The organism is Pseudocitrobacter sp. 2023LY-00077 (assembly GCF_055796175.1).
The window spans coordinates 134699-151185 of the sequence record NZ_JBSPEI010000010.1; the positions used below are offsets into that span (position 1 = coordinate 134699).

Consider the following 16487-nt stretch of genomic DNA (forward strand, 5'->3'; position numbering starts at 1 on the left):
TTTCTGGCAGCGGTTTTACCAGAAGATGAGAAAAGCGCCATCAGGCGCACGGCAACTAAACACAGAACCTGTCTTATTGTGTTTTCCACTGAAAGCACAATGGGACAGGTTCCAGATAAATCAACGTACTAGATAGATAAGGAAAACCCCATGTCAGAACGTTTCCCAAATGACGTGGATCCGATCGAAACTCGCGACTGGTTACAGGCGATCGAATCGGTTATCCGTGAAGAAGGTGTTGAGCGCGCTCAGTATCTGATCGACCAGGTGCTGTCTGAGGCCCGTAAAGGCGGCGTTCAGGTAGCTGCTGGTGCAGGTGCTAGCGGTTATGTAAACACTATTGCCGTTGAAGACGAACCGGAATACCCGGGCGATCTGGATCTGGAACGTCGTATTCGCTCTGCTATCCGCTGGAACGCGATCATGACCGTTCTGCGCGCATCCAAAAAAGATCTGGAACTGGGCGGCCACATGGCATCCTTCCAGTCTTCTGCAACCTTCTACGAAGTGTGTTTCAACCACTTCTTCCGTGCGCGCAATGAGCAGGATGGCGGCGATCTGGTTTACTTCCAGGGCCACATTTCTCCGGGCGTTTACGCACGTGCGTTCCTTGAAGGCCGTCTGACCGAAGAGCAGATGAACAACTTCCGTCAGGAAGTTCACGGTAAAGGTCTTTCTTCTTACCCGCACCCGAAACTGATGCCGGAATTCTGGCAGTTCCCGACCGTATCAATGGGTCTGGGCCCAATCGGTGCGATCTACCAGGCTAAGTTCCTGAAATATCTGGAACACCGTGGCCTGAAAGATACCTCTAAACAAACCGTTTACGCGTTCCTCGGTGACGGCGAGATGGACGAACCGGAATCCAAAGGTGCGATCACTATCGCCACCCGTGAAAAACTGGATAACCTGGTCTTCGTTATCAACTGTAACCTGCAGCGTCTGGATGGCCCGGTCACCGGTAACGGTAAGATCATCAACGAACTGGAAGGCATCTTCGGTGGTGCTGGCTGGAACGTTATCAAGGTTATCTGGGGCGGTCGTTGGGATGAGCTGCTGCGTAAAGACACCAGCGGTAAACTGATCCAACTGATGGAAGAAACCGTCGACGGCGATTACCAGACCTTCAAATCCAAAGATGGCGCTTACGTGCGTGAGCACTTCTTCGGTAAATATCCGGAAACCGCAGCTCTGGTTGCAGACTGGACTGATGAGCAGATCTGGGCGCTGAACCGTGGTGGTCACGATCCGAAGAAAGTTTACGCTGCACTGAAAAAAGCGCAGGAAACCAAAGGCAAAGCGACTGTTATCCTGGCCCATACCATTAAAGGTTACGGCATGGGTGATACCGCTGAAGGTAAAAACATCGCTCACCAGGTTAAGAAGATGAACATGGACGGCGTGCGCTATATCCGCGACCGCTTCAATGTTCCGGTAACCGACGAGCAGGTGGAAAACCTCTCTTACCTGACCTTCCCGGAAGGTTCTCCAGAGCATACTTATCTGCACGCTCAGCGTCAGAAACTGCACGGTTACCTGCCGAGCCGCCAGACCCACTTCACTGAGAAGCTGGAAATGCCGACTCTGGAAGATTTCGCACCGCTGCTGGAAGAGCAGAATAAAGAGATCTCTACCACTATCGCTTTCGTTCGTGCCCTGAACGTGATGCTGAAGAACAAGTCGATCAAAGATCGTCTGGTTCCAATCATCGCCGATGAAGCGCGTACTTTCGGTATGGAAGGTCTGTTCCGTCAGATTGGTATCTACAGCCCGAACGGTCAGCAGTACACCCCGCAGGACCGTGAGCAGGTTGCTTACTACAAAGAAGACGAGAAAGGTCAGATCCTGCAGGAAGGTATCAACGAACTGGGTGCCGGCGCATCCTGGCTGGCTGCTGCGACCTCTTACAGCACCAACAACCTGCCGATGATCCCGTTCTACATCTACTACTCCATGTTCGGGTTCCAGCGTATCGGTGACCTGTGCTGGCAGGCAGGCGACCAGCAGGCTCGCGGCTTCCTGGTAGGTGGTACTTCCGGTCGTACGACTCTGAACGGCGAAGGTCTGCAGCACGAAGATGGTCACAGCCATATTCAGTCTCTGACTATCCCGAACTGTATCTCTTACGATCCGTCTTACGCGTACGAAGTTGCGGTCATCATGCATGATGGTCTGGAGCGTATGTACGGTGAGAAACAAGAGAACGTTTACTACTACATCACCACGCTGAACGAAAACTACCACATGCCGGCCATGCCGGAAGGTGCTGAGGAAGGTATCCGTAAAGGTATCTACAAACTCGAAACCGTTGAAGGTAGCAAAGGTAAAGTTCAGCTGCTGGGCTCCGGTTCTATCCTGCGTCACGTCCGTGAAGCAGCACAGATCCTGGCGAAAGATTACGGCGTAGGTTCTGACGTTTATAGCGTAACGTCCTTCACTGAACTGGCGCGTGATGGTCAGGATTGTGAGCGCTGGAACATGCTGCACCCGATGGAAACCCCGCGCGTTCCGTACATCGCTCAGGTGATGAACGACGCTCCGGCAGTGGCATCCACCGACTATATGAAACTGTTCGCCGAGCAGGTCCGTACTTATGTACCGGCTGATGACTACCGCGTACTGGGTACTGATGGCTTCGGTCGTTCCGACAGCCGTGAGAACCTGCGTCACCACTTCGAAGTTGATGCTTCCTATGTGGTTGTAGCGGCGCTGGGCGAACTGGCTAAACGTGGCGAAATCGATAAGAAAGTGGTTGCTGACGCAATTACCAAATTCAACATCGATGCAGAAAAAGTTAACCCGCGTCTGGCGTAAGAGGTAAAAGAATAATGGCTATCGAAATCAATGTACCGGATATCGGGTCTGATGAAGTTGAAATCACCGAGATCCTGGTCAAAGTTGGCGACAAAGTGGAAGCTGAACAGTCGCTGATCACCGTAGAAGGCGACAAAGCCTCTATGGAAGTTCCGTCTCCGCAGGCTGGCGTCGTAAAAGAGATCAAAGTCTCTGTCGGCGACAAAACCGAGACCGGCAAACTGATCATGATTTTCGATTCCGCCGACGGTGCAGCTGATGCTGCACCTGCCAAGGCAGAAGAGAAGAAAGAAGCGGCTCCGGCAGCAGCACCTGCTGCGGCAGCGGCGAAAGACGTTCACGTACCGGACATCGGCGGCGACGAAGTTGAAGTCACTGAGATCATGGTTAAAGTGGGCGACACCATCGCGGCTGAACAGTCTCTGATCACCGTAGAAGGCGACAAAGCCTCTATGGAAGTTCCGGCACCGTTTGCGGGCGTGGTTAAAGAGATCAAAATCAACACCGGCGACAAAGTGTCTACCGGCTCGCTGATCATGGTCTTCGAAGTGGCAGGTGCTGCACCTGCTGCGGCTCCGGCGAAAGCGGAAGCTGCTCCGGCGGCGGCTGCTCCGGCAGCATCCGGCGCGAAAGACGTTAACGTTCCAGATATCGGCGGCGACGAAGTTGAAGTTATCGAAGTGATGGTGAAAGTTGGCGATAAAATCGAAGCCGAACAGTCTCTGATCACCGTAGAAGGGGACAAAGCTTCTATGGAAGTACCGGCTCCGTTCGCCGGTACCGTAAAAGAGATCAAAATCAGCACCGGCGATAAAGTAAAAACCGGTTCCCTGATTATGGTCTTCGAAGTGGAAGGCGCTGCGCCTGCTGCGGCTCCGGCTGCTGCACCGGCTCAGGCTGCTGCCGCTCCGGCTCCTGCGGCAGCTCCGGCTCCGGCGGCGAAAGCCGAAGGCAAGTCTGACTTCGCAGAAAATGACGCTTACGTCCACGCAACGCCGGTGATTCGTCGCCTGGCGCGCGAATTCGGCGTGAACCTGGCGAAAGTGAAAGGTACGGGTCGTAAAGGCCGTATCCTGCGCGAAGACGTTCAGGCTTACGTGAAAGACGCGGTGAAACGCGCGGAGTCTGCACCGGCTGCTGCCACTGGCGGCGGTATCCCTGGCATGCTGCCATGGCCGAAAGTTGACTTCAGCAAGTTCGGCGAAATCGAAGAAGTGGAACTGGGCCGTATCCAGAAAATCTCGGGCGCTAACCTGAGCCGTAACTGGGTGATGATCCCGCACGTTACGCACTTCGACAAAACCGATATCACCGATCTGGAAGCGTTCCGTAAGCAGCAGAATGCTGAAGCTGAGAAGCGCAAACTGGATGTGAAATTCACCCCGGTTGTGTTCATCATGAAAGCGGTTGCCGCGGCTCTGGAACAGATGCCTCGCTTCAACAGCTCTCTGTCCGAAGATGGCCAGAAACTGACGCTGAAGAAATACATCAACATTGGTGTGGCGGTTGATACCCCGAATGGCCTGGTCGTTCCGGTCTTTAAAGACGTGAACAAGAAGAGCATCACCGAGCTGTCTCGCGAACTGACCACCATCTCCAAAAAAGCGCGTGATGGTAAGCTGACGGCTGGCGAAATGCAGGGCGGTTGCTTCACTATCTCCAGCATCGGCGGCCTGGGTACGACCCACTTCGCACCGATTGTTAACGCGCCGGAAGTGGCTATCCTCGGTGTCTCCAAATCGGCGATGGAGCCGGTATGGAACGGGAAAGAGTTTGTACCGCGTCTGATGATGCCTATCTCTCTCTCCTTCGACCACCGCGTGATCGACGGTGCTGATGGTGCGCGCTTTATCACCATCATCAACAACACACTGTCTGACATTCGTCGCCTGGTGATGTAATCGAAAAAGCCGGCCTGACGGCCGGCTTTTTTCTGATAATCTCTTCGTAGTTTTGGGGTTATTAGCAACAAAGGACAAAATCGTTTGCCGTTTGTTGTTTCAAAATTGTTAACAATTTTGTAATATAAACGCGGATAGAACGTCCCGGTGGATATGGGCGACAAGAGTACCCAGGACCGCCGGAAATAATTAAGAGGTCATGATGAGTACTGAAATTAAAACTCAGGTCGTGGTACTTGGGGCGGGCCCGGCAGGCTACTCTGCTGCTTTCCGTTGCGCGGATTTAGGTCTGGAGACCGTCATCGTAGAACGTTACAGCACCCTCGGTGGTGTTTGTCTGAACGTCGGCTGTATCCCTTCTAAAGCACTGCTGCACGTAGCAAAAGTTATCGAAGAAGCCAAAGCACTGGCTGACCACGGTATCGTCTTCGGCGAGCCGAAAACCGATATCGACAAGATTCGTACCTGGAAAGAAAAAGTTATCACCCAACTGACCGGTGGTCTGGCCGGTATGGCCAAAGGCCGTAAAGTGAAAGTGGTTAACGGTCTGGGTAAATTTACCGGGGCCAACACCCTGGAAGTGGAAGGCGAAAACGGCAAAACCGTGATCAACTTCGACAACGCGATCATCGCGGCGGGTTCCCGTCCGATCGAACTGCCGTTTATTCCTCATGAAGATCCGCGCGTGTGGGATTCCACCGATGCGCTGGAACTGAAAGAAGTACCGAAACGTCTGCTGGTTATGGGCGGCGGTATCATCGGTCTGGAAATGGGTACCGTGTACCATGCGCTGGGTTCACAGATTGACGTGGTTGAAATGTTTGACCAGGTTATCCCGGCTGCCGACAAAGACGTGGTGAAAGTCTTCACCAAACGCATCAGTAAGAAATTCAACCTGATGCTGGAAACCAAAGTGACTGCCGTTGAAGCGAAAGAAGACGGTATTTACGTTTCCATGGAAGGCAAAAAAGCACCTTCTGAAGCACAGCGTTACGATGCCGTGCTGGTAGCTATCGGCCGTGTACCGAACGGTAAAAACCTCGACGCAGGCAAAGCTGGCGTGGAAGTGGACGATCGTGGCTTCATCCGCGTTGACAAACAGCTGCGCACTAACGTGCCGCACATCTTTGCTATCGGCGATATCGTCGGTCAGCCGATGCTGGCGCACAAAGGTGTTCACGAAGGTCACGTTGCCGCTGAAGTTATCGCCGGTAAGAAACACTACTTCGACCCGAAAGTTATCCCATCCATTGCCTACACTGAACCAGAAGTGGCATGGGTTGGCCTGACTGAGAAAGAAGCGAAAGAGAAAGGCATCAGTTACGAAACCGCCACCTTCCCGTGGGCTGCTTCTGGCCGTGCTATCGCTTCCGACTGCGCAGACGGTATGACCAAACTGATTTTCGACAAAGAATCTCACCGTGTTATCGGTGGTGCGATTGTCGGCACCAACGGCGGCGAGCTGCTGGGCGAAATCGGTCTGGCTATCGAGATGGGTTGTGACGCGGAAGACATCGCGCTGACCATCCATGCTCACCCGACGCTGCACGAATCTGTTGGCCTGGCCGCAGAAGTGTACGAAGGTAGCATCACCGACCTGCCAAACCCGAAAGCGAAGAAGAAGTAAGTTTCTGCGCGACGATGCCTGATGGCGCTTCGCTTATCAGGCCTACGAATGAGTAGGCCGGATAAGGCGTCAGCCGCCATCCGGCAAATAAAAAGCGGCTAACCAGCCGCTTTTTTTACGCCTGTTACTCTTCCGGCTGCCACGGCGCTTGCGCATCAAAGCGGGTTATTGCCGCCACTTTCTCCGCCGTTTCCTCACCGAAGTCTGCCTGATAGACCCGATCGTCCTGGCTGACCATAAAGCTCATCACCCCGGTTTCACCATACTCTACCGGCCAGGCTATCAGGGCAAAGCCATCGGATTGATTACTGTCGATAATGCGAAAACGGTAGCCGTGATAACCTTCACCCGGCGTTACCGGGCTGAACGCTGGCCCCAGCGGGCTCGGTGCTTCGCCGGGCTGCATCGGCCAGTAAAGACCGTCCTGCTGACCTTCGCTGCTGATAAGCTTGCTGGCGTAACGCTGTTTTCTCAGGTGGTAATCTTCCTGCGCATCAACGTAGGCGTGCATTGCGCCAATAGCCGAAAGCTCGTTGCGCCCGATGGTGCGGGTAATGATTTCATCCTGCGCCGCCTGCATATCAAAGTGCCAGCCCGCCTCAGTTTTGACGATAGGCAAAGGCAGTTGCCAGCTATCGGCACCGACATTGATATGGGCGGTATCGCCTTTTTGGTCAATACGATGGCTGATTTTCCAGTCTCGTTCAAAGCGGGCGACCGCTTCCGGGTCAGCCCCATCCGGCGGTAAAAATTGCCGCCAGTCATCGCCCAGCAACGCGTTAAGCTGCGGTTCATTGCGGGTGGTCACCGCGTCGGCAAAAGCCGTTGCGGCGTCGAGCGGGTTAGCAAACTGCTGCTGGGCAAAACTCACCAGGGGAAGCGAGAACAGCAGCGTGCTGAGAAGGATCTTTTTCATGGTGCGCTCTCTTATCGACGGTGGAATTCACGCTGCCCGGAAGACCGTTCGCGAACGGCTTCCCGGTTGCTACTACGCACAACGTTGCGACTTTGCTGCCCGCGCTGCGCCTGCTGCTGCCAGGAAGGCCCACGGCTTTCGTTACCGCTAAAGACGTTCGCATTTCGCGTATTCACATGCTGGCGAACATTTTCCTGTCGCTGCTGGCGTTGCTCTGGCGTGGTGGTGCTGCGACGTTGCTGCACCACTTCCTGGCGTTGCTGGCGCTGTTCCGGCGAGCGCTGCTGGACCTTCTCTTTTCGCTGCTCCGGCGTACTGTTATTCAGCCGCTGCTGCATCTGCGCTTTTGATGCTTCACGCTGAGTGGACGTGCGCGGCGTGTCGTAACCACGGTAGTTATCGCGCTGGGCAATTTGCTGTAGCTGTTTTGAGGCGGCCTGACGCTGCGCATCTTTTGGCGCGGCGGCGATGGGCTGCGATGGCGTTTTAATGCCGCCCTGCGACAGTTTATCCATGGCCGCCTGGCGCTGGCTGTCGCGGGTCACCGGCGTCTGGGTTGCGCTCAGGCCGCCCGGTACGTTGGTCTGGCGGAATTGATTGGCGACGGTATTGCTGGGATACGGCACCTGATTGCGGTACGCCGGATTATGCTGCCAGCGTGCGTTCTCGCCGCGCAGGTTCTGCCCGGTGATATGGTTAAGGTTTTCGACATTAATATTGATGTTGTTATCACCGTTGCGGTTGTAGCCCCCGCCGCCGTGGTAATCATCGTTATCATGGTGATGATGATCGTCATCGTCGTCCCAGTCGATATTGCTGAACAGCGCGTAGGTGGTAGCGACGCCCAAGCTGTAGCCAAAGCCTTTCACCAGGCTATTGGTAAACTCTTCACCGGGAGAAGGCGGAATATAAACGGGCGGATAGGCGGGCGTCGGCCAGGTGCCGTACACCGTTGACGGGTTGTAGCTTGGCACGTACACCACCTGCGGGTCGGCAGGCTCGATTTTAATCACCGTTGACGACGATGCCGGGGCCGATTTTTGCCCGGTTGATTGTGCAACAGACGCAGACGTCGAGACCGGGGCTACCGCCGTTTTGGGCACGCTGGTGACCGTTTGCTGCGGCGTCGATTTCAGTGAGCCGGTTTGCTGCGCCAGCGCACGCAACTGTTGCACCGCGTTCATTACATCCTGCGGCTGCGCCAGGAAAGCATTCCCCAGATTTTCTACCCACACCGGGTCCTGACCCATCATGGTCATCAAGGGCGGGAAGGCCACCAGCGATTTTACACTGGCATCCCACGGTTGGTCAGACACGCCCTGGATAGCGGCATCTCCCTGCAAGGAGGGATGATCCTTCGACCACTGCACCGCCTGAACAACGTTTGCCGGATAGGTGGCGGCCATCAACACTTGCGACAGCAGGGCATCAGGGTAAAGCGCAATCGGGGCGACCCACTGGTTAATTTGCGCCGGAGTGTAGGTGGTTTTCACCTCAGGCGCGGAAGCGGGTACGGGAGCAGGAACCGGGGTTGTCACCGGCGGCGCAACGGTTGTTGCAGGCGCGGGCGCGGGTTCTTCTGGCGCGCGGCTTTTAACGTACAGCGTACCGGCAGCGGCAAGCAATCCCGCGCTGCATATCAGCGCGAGCACATGAGGCTTAAAGGGCAGATTCATATTCATACTCCCGATTTCTGATGAAATCGCCAGGTCGAAGCGCCTGCATTCGGCAGGTACGATGAAGCGTGAGTATAAAGAGACGATAGTTTAATTTTTGACTAATCTTGGGATAAATTGCACAGATGAATAATCAAGGCAGGGAATTATGTGAGCAAACATTGCAGCTAAAAATTCCCCGTTTAAGGGAAGGGTACTGTTTATAGACCATCCTTAACGATTCAGCCAATATTTTATGTTGCTTTTTTGTAAACAGATTAACACCTCTCTAAAATCCTGCTATTCTGCCCATTGCGGTATCCGGCATACCCCCTACAAACTGCTGTCTCACAGGAGCGTGAAGAAGAGCCGACCGCATATGACAATGAGAGCGAGGAGATACCGTCGTGCTAAAAGAATACCGTGAGCACGTAGCTGAGCGTGCCGCCGAAGGGATTGTTGCTAAACCCCTGGACGCAACCCAAATGGCCGCGCTGGTTGAGCTGCTGAAGAACCCGCCTGCTGGCGAAGAAGAATTCCTGTTAGACCTGTTGATTAACCGTGTACCGCCGGGCGTTGATGAAGCTGCTTACGTCAAAGCCGGATTCCTTGCTGCTGTCGCCAAAGGCGAAGCGACTTCCCCGCTGATCACTCCTGAAAAAGCCATTGAACTGCTGGGCACCATGCAGGGCGGCTACAACATTCATCCGCTGATCGACGCGCTGGACGATGCGAAACTGGCACCGATTGCTGCCAAAGCGCTCTCCCACACCCTGCTGATGTTCGATAACTTCTACGACGTAGAAGAGAAAGCGAAAGCGGGCAACGCTTACGCGAAGCAGGTGATTCAATCCTGGGCTGACGCCGAATGGTTCCTGAACCGTCCGCAACTGGCTGAAAAAATTACCGTTACCGTCTTCAAAGTGACCGGCGAAACCAACACCGATGACCTCTCTCCGGCACCGGATGCGTGGTCGCGCCCGGATATTCCGCTGCACGCGCTGGCGATGCTGAAAAACGCCCGTGAAGGGATCGAACCGGATCAACCGGGCGTGGTTGGCCCGATCAAACAGATCGAAGCTCTGCAACAGAAAGGTTTCCCGCTGGCTTACGTGGGCGATGTTGTGGGTACCGGTTCTTCGCGTAAATCCGCGACTAACTCCGTGCTGTGGTTCATGGGCGACGATATCCCGCATGTGCCGAACAAACGCGGCGGCGGCCTGTGCCTGGGCGGCAAAATTGCACCGATCTTCTTCAACACCATGGAAGATGCGGGCGCACTGCCAATTGAAGTGGACGTTAATGACCTGAACATGGGCGACGTGATTGACGTTTACCCGTTCAAAGGCGAAGTGCGTAACCACGAAACTGGCGAACTGCTGGCAAGCTTTGAACTGAAAACCGACGTGCTGATTGACGAAGTGCGTGCCGGTGGCCGTATCCCGCTGATCATCGGTCGCGGTCTGACCACCAAAGCGCGTGAATCACTCGGCCTGCCGCACAGCGATGTGTTCCGTCAGGCGAAAGACGTGGCGGAAAGCGACCGTGGCTACTCGCTGGCGCAGAAAATGGTTGGCCGTGCCTGTGGCGTGAAAGGCATTCGTCCGGGCGCGTACTGCGAACCGAAGATGACTTCTGTTGGTTCTCAGGACACCACCGGTCCAATGACCCGTGATGAGCTGAAAGACCTGGCGTGCCTGGGCTTCTCGGCTGACCTGGTGATGCAGTCCTTCTGTCACACCGCGGCGTATCCGAAGCCGGTTGACGTCACCACGCACCACACTCTGCCGGACTTCATCATGAACCGTGGCGGCGTGTCGCTGCGTCCGGGCGATGGCGTCATCCACTCCTGGCTGAACCGTATGCTGCTGCCGGATACTGTGGGTACCGGTGGTGACTCCCACACCCGTTTCCCGATTGGGATCTCCTTCCCGGCGGGCTCCGGTCTGGTGGCGTTTGCTGCTGCAACTGGCGTCATGCCGCTGGATATGCCGGAATCCGTTCTGGTGCGCTTCAAAGGCAAAATGCAGCCGGGCATTACTCTGCGCGATCTGGTTCACGCCATTCCGCTGTATGCCATCAAACAAGGTCTGCTGACCGTTGAGAAGAAAGGTAAGAAAAACATCTTCTCTGGTCGCATCCTCGAAATCGAAGGTCTGCCGGATCTGAAAGTTGAACAAGCGTTCGAACTGACCGATGCGTCCGCTGAACGTTCCGCTGCGGGTTGTACCATCAAGCTGAACAAAGAGCCGATTGTAGAGTATCTGAGCTCCAACATCGTTCTGCTGAAGTGGATGATTGCCGAAGGTTACGGCGACCGTCGTACGCTGGAACGTCGTGTTCAGGGCATGGAGAAATGGCTGGCGAATCCTGAGCTGCTGGAAGGTGATGCCGATGCAGAATACGCGGCGGTGATCGACATCGATCTGGCCGATATCAAAGAGCCGATTCTGTGCGCGCCGAACGATCCGGATGACGCGCGTCTGCTCTCTGACGTTCAGGGCGAGAAGATCGACGAAGTGTTTATCGGTTCCTGCATGACCAACATCGGTCACTTCCGTGCCGCGGGTAAACTGCTGGATGCGCATAAAGGCCAACTGCCGACGCGCCTGTGGGTGGCACCGCCAACCCGTATGGACGCTGCGCAGCTGACGGAAGAGGGCTACTACAGCGTCTTCGGTAAGAGCGGTGCGCGTATCGAGATCCCGGGCTGTTCACTGTGTATGGGTAACCAGGCGCGTGTGGCAGACGGCGCGACGGTGGTTTCCACCTCAACCCGTAACTTCCCGAACCGTCTGGGTACCGGCGCGAACGTCTTCCTGGCTTCTGCGGAACTGGCCGCCGTTGCGGCGCTGATTGGCAAACTGCCAACGCCGGACGAGTATCAGACCTATGTTGCACAGGTGGATAAAACCGCTGTCGATACTTACCGCTATCTGAACTTCGATCAGCTTTCTCAGTACACCGAGAAAGCGGACGGGGTGATTTTCCAGACCGCGGTTTAAGGTTTTAGCTTGCTGTGAAAAGCCACTTCTTGGGAAGTGGCTTTTTTTTTGCCGGATGGCGCTACGCTTATCCGGTCTACGGGGACTTTATTGTAGGCCGGATAAGCGTAGCGCCATCCGGCACCGATATGCTCAGAAGTTGACCCATCGTCCCTCTTTTCGCCACAGAGAGGCACTTTATTTCCATTCCTTCAACCCGCTCCGCTTTTATTCTTCCTGTCGACTGCGATAATTACAGCATGGGTACAATGCAGCGCTGACGCATTGCCTTTGCAGAGGAAGACGATTATGGATTACGAATTTCTGCGCGATGTTACCGGAGGGGTAAAGGTGCGTATGTCGATGGGCCACGAAGTGGTCGGTCACTGGTTTAATGAAGAAGTAAAAGAGAATCTGGCGCTGTTGGATGAAGTCGAAGAGGCGGCGCGTGCGGTAAAAGGTAGCGAGCGCTCCTGGCAGCAGGCGGGCCATGAATACACGCTGTGGCTGGATGGCGAGGAGGTGATGATCCGCGCAAACCAGCTGGAATTCACCGGCGACGAAATGGAAGAGGGGATGAACTATTATGATGAAGAGAGTTTATCCCTGTGTGGCGTCGAAGATTTTTTACAGGTGGTGGCGGCGTATCGCGATTTTCTGAAGCAGCGCTAACGGTTGGCGCTTCGCTTATCCGGCCTACAAACCTAAAGTGACTGTAGGCCGGACGGCTTCTCTGAGTTCAGGCAATATTGCGCGCGTAATAAATCTCGCGCATCTCCTTCCATAGCGCAGCGGTAATTTCTTTGCGCTCGGTGTCGGTTAAATCTTCCGGTTTGGTGTGGAACATGTAGTGTTTCAGGTCGAACTCTTTGAGCATCATCTTGGTGTGGAAGATGTTTTCCTGGTACACATTCACGTCCACCATGTCATACAGCGACTTCATGTCATCCGACATAAAGTTCTGAATCGAATTAATCTCATGATCGATAAAGTGCTTCATGCCGTTGATATCGCGGGTGAAACCGCGTACGCGATAATCAATGGTGACAATATCGGATTTCAGCTGGTGGATGAGGTAGTTCAGCGCGTTCAGCGGTGAAATGACGCCACAGGTCGAGACTTCGATATCTGCGCGGAAGGTACACAGGCCGCCTTCCGGGTGGCTTTCCGGATAGGTGTGTACGCAAATGTGGCTCTTATCGAGATGTGCCACCACCGCTTCCGGCAGCGGGCCGGGATGTTCGGTTTTATCAATTAATTGTGGATCAACGGGTTCTTCGCTCACCAGAATGGTGACGCTCGCGCCCTGCGGTTCGTAATCCTGGCGGGCGATGTTGAGAATGTTCGCGCCGATGATGGAACAGGTTTCTGACAGGATCTCGGTCAGACGATTGGCGTTATAGAGTTCATCGATGTAGGCGATGTAGCCATCGCGCTCTTCTGCGGTTTTTGCATAACAGATATCGTAAATACAAAAACTCAGGCTCTTGGTCAGGTTGTTAAAGCCGTGCAGCTTCAGTTTTTTCAATTTTCCTCACCCCCTTAGCGTCACTGTGCGGACAGTGCGTCATGTAGATATTGCGGCAGCGCGAACGCCGCGGTGTGAATGGCCGGATTGTAGTAGCGACACGCAAGCTTCGCGGTGTGGAAGCGCGCCTGGATAATCTCAGTCGATAAATGACGTAGTGCCGGGTTATCGGTCGCCCAGGCAAAGGTCATAATGCCGCCGTAATAGGTAGGAATTGCCGCCTGATAGAAACAGACATCAGCAAAGTAGTGGCTCAGTTTGCGATGGCTGTCGAGGGCTTCGTCCTGCTGGAGGAAGCAAACGCCGTTTTGTGCGACGAAGACACCGCCGGGGTTCAGGCAGCGTTTGCAGCCTTCGTAGAACGCGGAGGTGAACAGGCTTTCGCCGGGGCCAATCGGGTCAGTGCAGTCGGAGATAATCACGTCGAAGGTTTTCGCCGTTTGAGTGACGAAATTCACGCCATCGTCAATCACCAGCGTAAAGCGCGGGTCGTCGTAGGCACCGGCATTGTGATTGGGGAGATACTGGCGACAGAAGGAGACTACGCCTGCGTCGATTTCCACCATGGTGATGGTTTCGACATTCTTATGACGGCTGACTTCACGCAGCATCGCGCCATCGCCGCCGCCGATAATCAGTACATGCTTCGCCTGGCCGTGGGCCAGCAGCGGAACGTGGGTCATCATTTCGTGATAGATAAACTCATCGCGCTCGGTGGTTTGCACCACGCCGTCCAGCGCCATTACGCGACCAAAGGCGGCGTTCTCGAAAATGATCAAATCCTGATGATCGGTTTTCTCATGATAAAGCACGTTATCCACGGCAAAGTACTGACCAAACTGGTCATGCAGCGTTTCATGCCACACGGTGTTATCGGACATCGCTTGAACCCTCCATTGTTAACACCTTTGAAACAGGCGCAACATCATAGCTAACAATGACCGTGGGCGCACGGTCGTTTTTTCAGCAGGAAGGTAGAGAGAGTTACTTCACGTAGGCGAGCAGGCTCAGGGAGTCGCGAGCCAGCGATTTGCATTTTTTTGCAGTCGGGATGCCAATACCGCTGAGATCGCGATAGCTGTCTTCGCCAAGCGATTTCATGTCAAAGGTATCGTAGTTGCTGAGATCCCACTGATTTTGCTGGGCAAAGAAAACGAGGGCACGACGAATCTGGCCATTCGGTAGATTTTGGTAGCCACAGTCGTTTTTCAGGAACACAAACACCGCAGTGAGATCGGCCATGTCTTCTGCTTCAGACTCGCTTAATGCATAGCTGTGGCTGGACGTGGCTAACAGACATCCAAGCAGCATTGTACGGAAAAACGTCTTCATTTCTTCTACCTTACCTCGTCGAGATTCAACGTTAGCACACTTCCAGACGGGACGCAGAGCCTTTTTCAACGCTTCTTACTTGACCTTACCGCAAGGGTAGGGTTTAAGCTCAAATATTCACCCGCAGCCAGCAAAAGGATGTAATGATGCACCGTCGTGAATTTCTGAAATTGAGCGCCGCCGTCAGTGTGGCGAGCGCATTACCGCTCTGGAGTCGCGCGGTTTTCGCCGCCGATCGTCCCGCACTTCCTGTTCCCGCTTTGCTTGCCGCCGATGCGCGAAGCCAGGTGACCCTCACCGTTCAGGCGGGGAAAACGCAGTTTGGTGCGAAAAGCGCCACGACATGGGGCTATAACGGTAACTTACTGGGCCCGGCCATTCAGTTGACGAAGGGGAAACCCATCACCGTCAATATTCATAACCAACTGGCGGAAGAGACCACCGTTCACTGGCACGGCCTTGAAGTACCCGGTGAGGTAGACGGCGGCCCGCAGGGCATCATTAAACCTGGCGGCCAACGTACGGTCACCTTCACGCCCGCTCAACGTGCCGCAACCTGCTGGTTCCACCCACATCAGCATGGCAAAACGGGGCATCAGGTGGCGATGGGGCTGGCGGGGCTGGTCGTGATTGAGGATGACGATATTCGTCGTCTGATGCTGCCAAAGCAGTGGGGCATCGATGATGTGCCGGTCATTATTCAGGATAAAAAATTCAGCGCCGACGGTGAAATTGATTATCAGCTCGATGTGATGACTGCCGCCGTCGGTTGGTTTGGCGACACGCTGCTGACCAATGGCGCCATCTACCCGCAGCACGCCGCACCGCGCGGCTGGCTGCGCCTGCGCCTGCTTAACGGTTGTAACGCGCGTTCCCTGACCATTGCTGCCAGCGATAATCGCCCACTGTATGTGGTGGCAAGCGATGGAGGCTTGTTGGCCGAACCTGTCAAAGTGACGGAACTGCCGATGCTGATGGGCGAACGTTTTGAAGTGCTGGTCGAGACCCGCGACGGGAAGCCATTTGATATCGTCACGCTCCCGGTCAATCAGATGGGAATGGCCGTTGCGCCATTCGATAAAGCGCATCCGGTTCTGCGCGTACAGCCGGTCACGATCAACGCATCGGGTGAATTGCCGGATATGTTGTCATCACTGCCTGCTCTGCCATCATTAGACGGCCTGACCGAACGCAGACTCCAGCTTTCTATGGACCCGAAGCTCGATATGATGGGCATGCAGGCGCTGATGAAAAAGTATGGCGCGGGCGCGATGGGCAATATGCAGCACGGCCAGATGATGGGCCACGGCAATATGGATCATGGCAACATGGGCCATATGAATCATGGCGGTGGGGGTTTTGACTTCCACAGCGCTAACCGTATTAACGGCAAAGCGTTTGACATGAACACGCCGATGTTTGCCGCCAGCAAAGGGCAGTATGAGCGCTGGTTTATCTCTGGCAAGGGCGACATGATGCTGCACCCGTTCCACATTCACGGAACCCAGTTCCGGATTGTGTCGGAAAACGGCAAGCCACCTGCGGCCCATCGTGCAGGTTGGAAAGACACGGTTCGCGTGGAAGGCGATGTCAGCGAGGTGTTAGTGAAGTTCGATCACGATGCGCCGAAGGAGCACGCCTATATGGCGCACTGCCATCTGCTGGAGCATGAAGATACGGGGATGATGTTAGGGTTTACCGTATAAAAAAAGCCGGGGGCGCAGCGCCCC

The 16487-nt window shown here is 54.8% G+C and carries 11 protein-coding genes; 6 read left to right on the plus strand and 5 right to left on the minus strand.

The window, feature by feature from the left end; all coding sequences use genetic code 11:
* Positions 1-150: 150 nt before the first annotated feature.
* From aceE to lpdA, 3 genes are all read left to right on the plus strand, one after another.
* Positions 151-2814, plus strand: a complete 2664-nt coding sequence (aceE, locus tag ACWWFX_RS14470; RefSeq protein ID WP_276221705.1) for a pyruvate dehydrogenase (acetyl-transferring), homodimeric type — start codon at positions 151-153, stop codon at positions 2812-2814.
* A 14-nt stretch (positions 2815-2828) separates the two neighbouring features.
* The gene (gene aceF / locus ACWWFX_RS14475) at positions 2829-4715 is read left to right on the plus strand and encodes a pyruvate dehydrogenase complex dihydrolipoyllysine-residue acetyltransferase (RefSeq protein ID WP_473224110.1); all 1887 of its coding nucleotides are present in this window, start codon (positions 2829-2831) and stop codon (positions 4713-4715) included.
* A 202-nt stretch (positions 4716-4917) separates the two neighbouring features.
* Entirely contained in the window at positions 4918-6342 is a 1425-nt protein-coding gene (gene lpdA, locus ACWWFX_RS14480; RefSeq protein ID WP_149463131.1) for a dihydrolipoyl dehydrogenase, read from the plus strand.
* A 124-nt stretch (positions 6343-6466) separates the two neighbouring features.
* On the opposite strand, the gene ACWWFX_RS14485 is transcribed toward lpdA, so the two are convergent.
* A complete protein-coding gene (locus ACWWFX_RS14485; protein WP_276221701.1) occupies positions 6467-7258 on the minus strand; it encodes a DUF2950 family protein in 792 nt (263 codons plus the stop codon).
* 11 nt (positions 7259-7269) lie between these two features.
* A complete protein-coding gene (locus ACWWFX_RS14490) occupies positions 7270-8934 on the minus strand; it encodes a DUF3300 domain-containing protein (RefSeq protein ID WP_473224140.1) in 1665 nt (554 codons plus the stop codon).
* Between the two features lie 386 nt (positions 8935-9320).
* On the opposite strand from ACWWFX_RS14490, the gene acnB reads away from it, so the two are divergent.
* Entirely contained in the window at positions 9321-11918 is a 2598-nt protein-coding gene (gene acnB / locus ACWWFX_RS14495; RefSeq protein ID WP_276221697.1) for a bifunctional aconitate hydratase 2/2-methylisocitrate dehydratase, read from the plus strand.
* 288 nt (positions 11919-12206) lie between these two features.
* Complete coding sequence (yacL, locus tag ACWWFX_RS14500; protein ID WP_473224111.1) at positions 12207-12569, plus strand: protein YacL; 363 nt, start codon at positions 12207-12209, stop codon at positions 12567-12569.
* Positions 12570-12636: 67 nt separating this feature from the next.
* Here the strand turns inward: yacL and speD are convergent, their stop codons facing one another.
* The 3 genes from speD to ACWWFX_RS14515 all read right to left on the minus strand — a co-directional run bounded on the left by speD (position 12637) and on the right by ACWWFX_RS14515 (position 14757).
* Complete coding sequence (speD, locus tag ACWWFX_RS14505) at positions 12637-13425, minus strand: adenosylmethionine decarboxylase (RefSeq protein WP_473224112.1); 789 nt, start codon at positions 13423-13425, stop codon at positions 12637-12639.
* A gap of 20 nt (positions 13426-13445) precedes the next feature.
* On the minus strand, positions 13446-14306 hold the full coding sequence (speE, locus tag ACWWFX_RS14510; RefSeq protein WP_473224113.1) for a polyamine aminopropyltransferase: 861 nt from the start codon (positions 14304-14306) through the stop codon (positions 13446-13448).
* A 103-nt stretch (positions 14307-14409) separates the two neighbouring features.
* The gene (locus ACWWFX_RS14515; RefSeq protein ID WP_015965884.1) at positions 14410-14757 is read right to left on the minus strand and encodes a YacC family pilotin-like protein; all 348 of its coding nucleotides are present in this window, start codon (positions 14755-14757) and stop codon (positions 14410-14412) included.
* A 146-nt stretch (positions 14758-14903) separates the two neighbouring features.
* Between ACWWFX_RS14515 and cueO the strand changes: the two genes are divergently transcribed.
* Complete coding sequence (gene cueO / locus ACWWFX_RS14520) at positions 14904-16463, plus strand: multicopper oxidase CueO (protein ID WP_473224141.1); 1560 nt, start codon at positions 14904-14906, stop codon at positions 16461-16463.
* The last annotated feature ends 24 nt before the right edge of the window (positions 16464-16487 follow it).

Bases quoted from the DNA above. Each gene is read 5' to 3' on its own strand.
- aceE (WP_276221705.1), top strand. From the start codon at position 151: ATGTCAGAACGTTTCCCAAATGACGTGGATCCGATCGAAACTCGCGAC.
- aceF (WP_473224110.1), top strand. From the start codon at position 2,829: ATGGCTATCGAAATCAATGTACCGGATATCGGGTCTGATGAAGTTGAA.
- lpdA (WP_149463131.1), top strand. From the start codon at position 4,918: ATGAGTACTGAAATTAAAACTCAGGTCGTGGTACTTGGGGCGGGCCCG.
- ACWWFX_RS14485 (WP_276221701.1), bottom strand. From the start codon at position 7,258: ATGAAAAAGATCCTTCTCAGCACGCTGCTGTTCTCGCTTCCCCTGGTG.
- ACWWFX_RS14490 (WP_473224140.1), bottom strand. From the start codon at position 8,934: ATGAATCTGCCCTTTAAGCCTCATGTGCTCGCGCTGATATGCAGCGCG.
- yacL (WP_473224111.1), top strand. From the start codon at position 12,207: ATGGATTACGAATTTCTGCGCGATGTTACCGGAGGGGTAAAGGTGCGT.
- speE (WP_473224113.1), bottom strand. From the start codon at position 14,306: ATGTCCGATAACACCGTGTGGCATGAAACGCTGCATGACCAGTTTGGT.
- ACWWFX_RS14515 (WP_015965884.1), bottom strand. From the start codon at position 14,757: ATGAAGACGTTTTTCCGTACAATGCTGCTTGGATGTCTGTTAGCCACG.
- cueO (WP_473224141.1), top strand. From the start codon at position 14,904: ATGCACCGTCGTGAATTTCTGAAATTGAGCGCCGCCGTCAGTGTGGCG.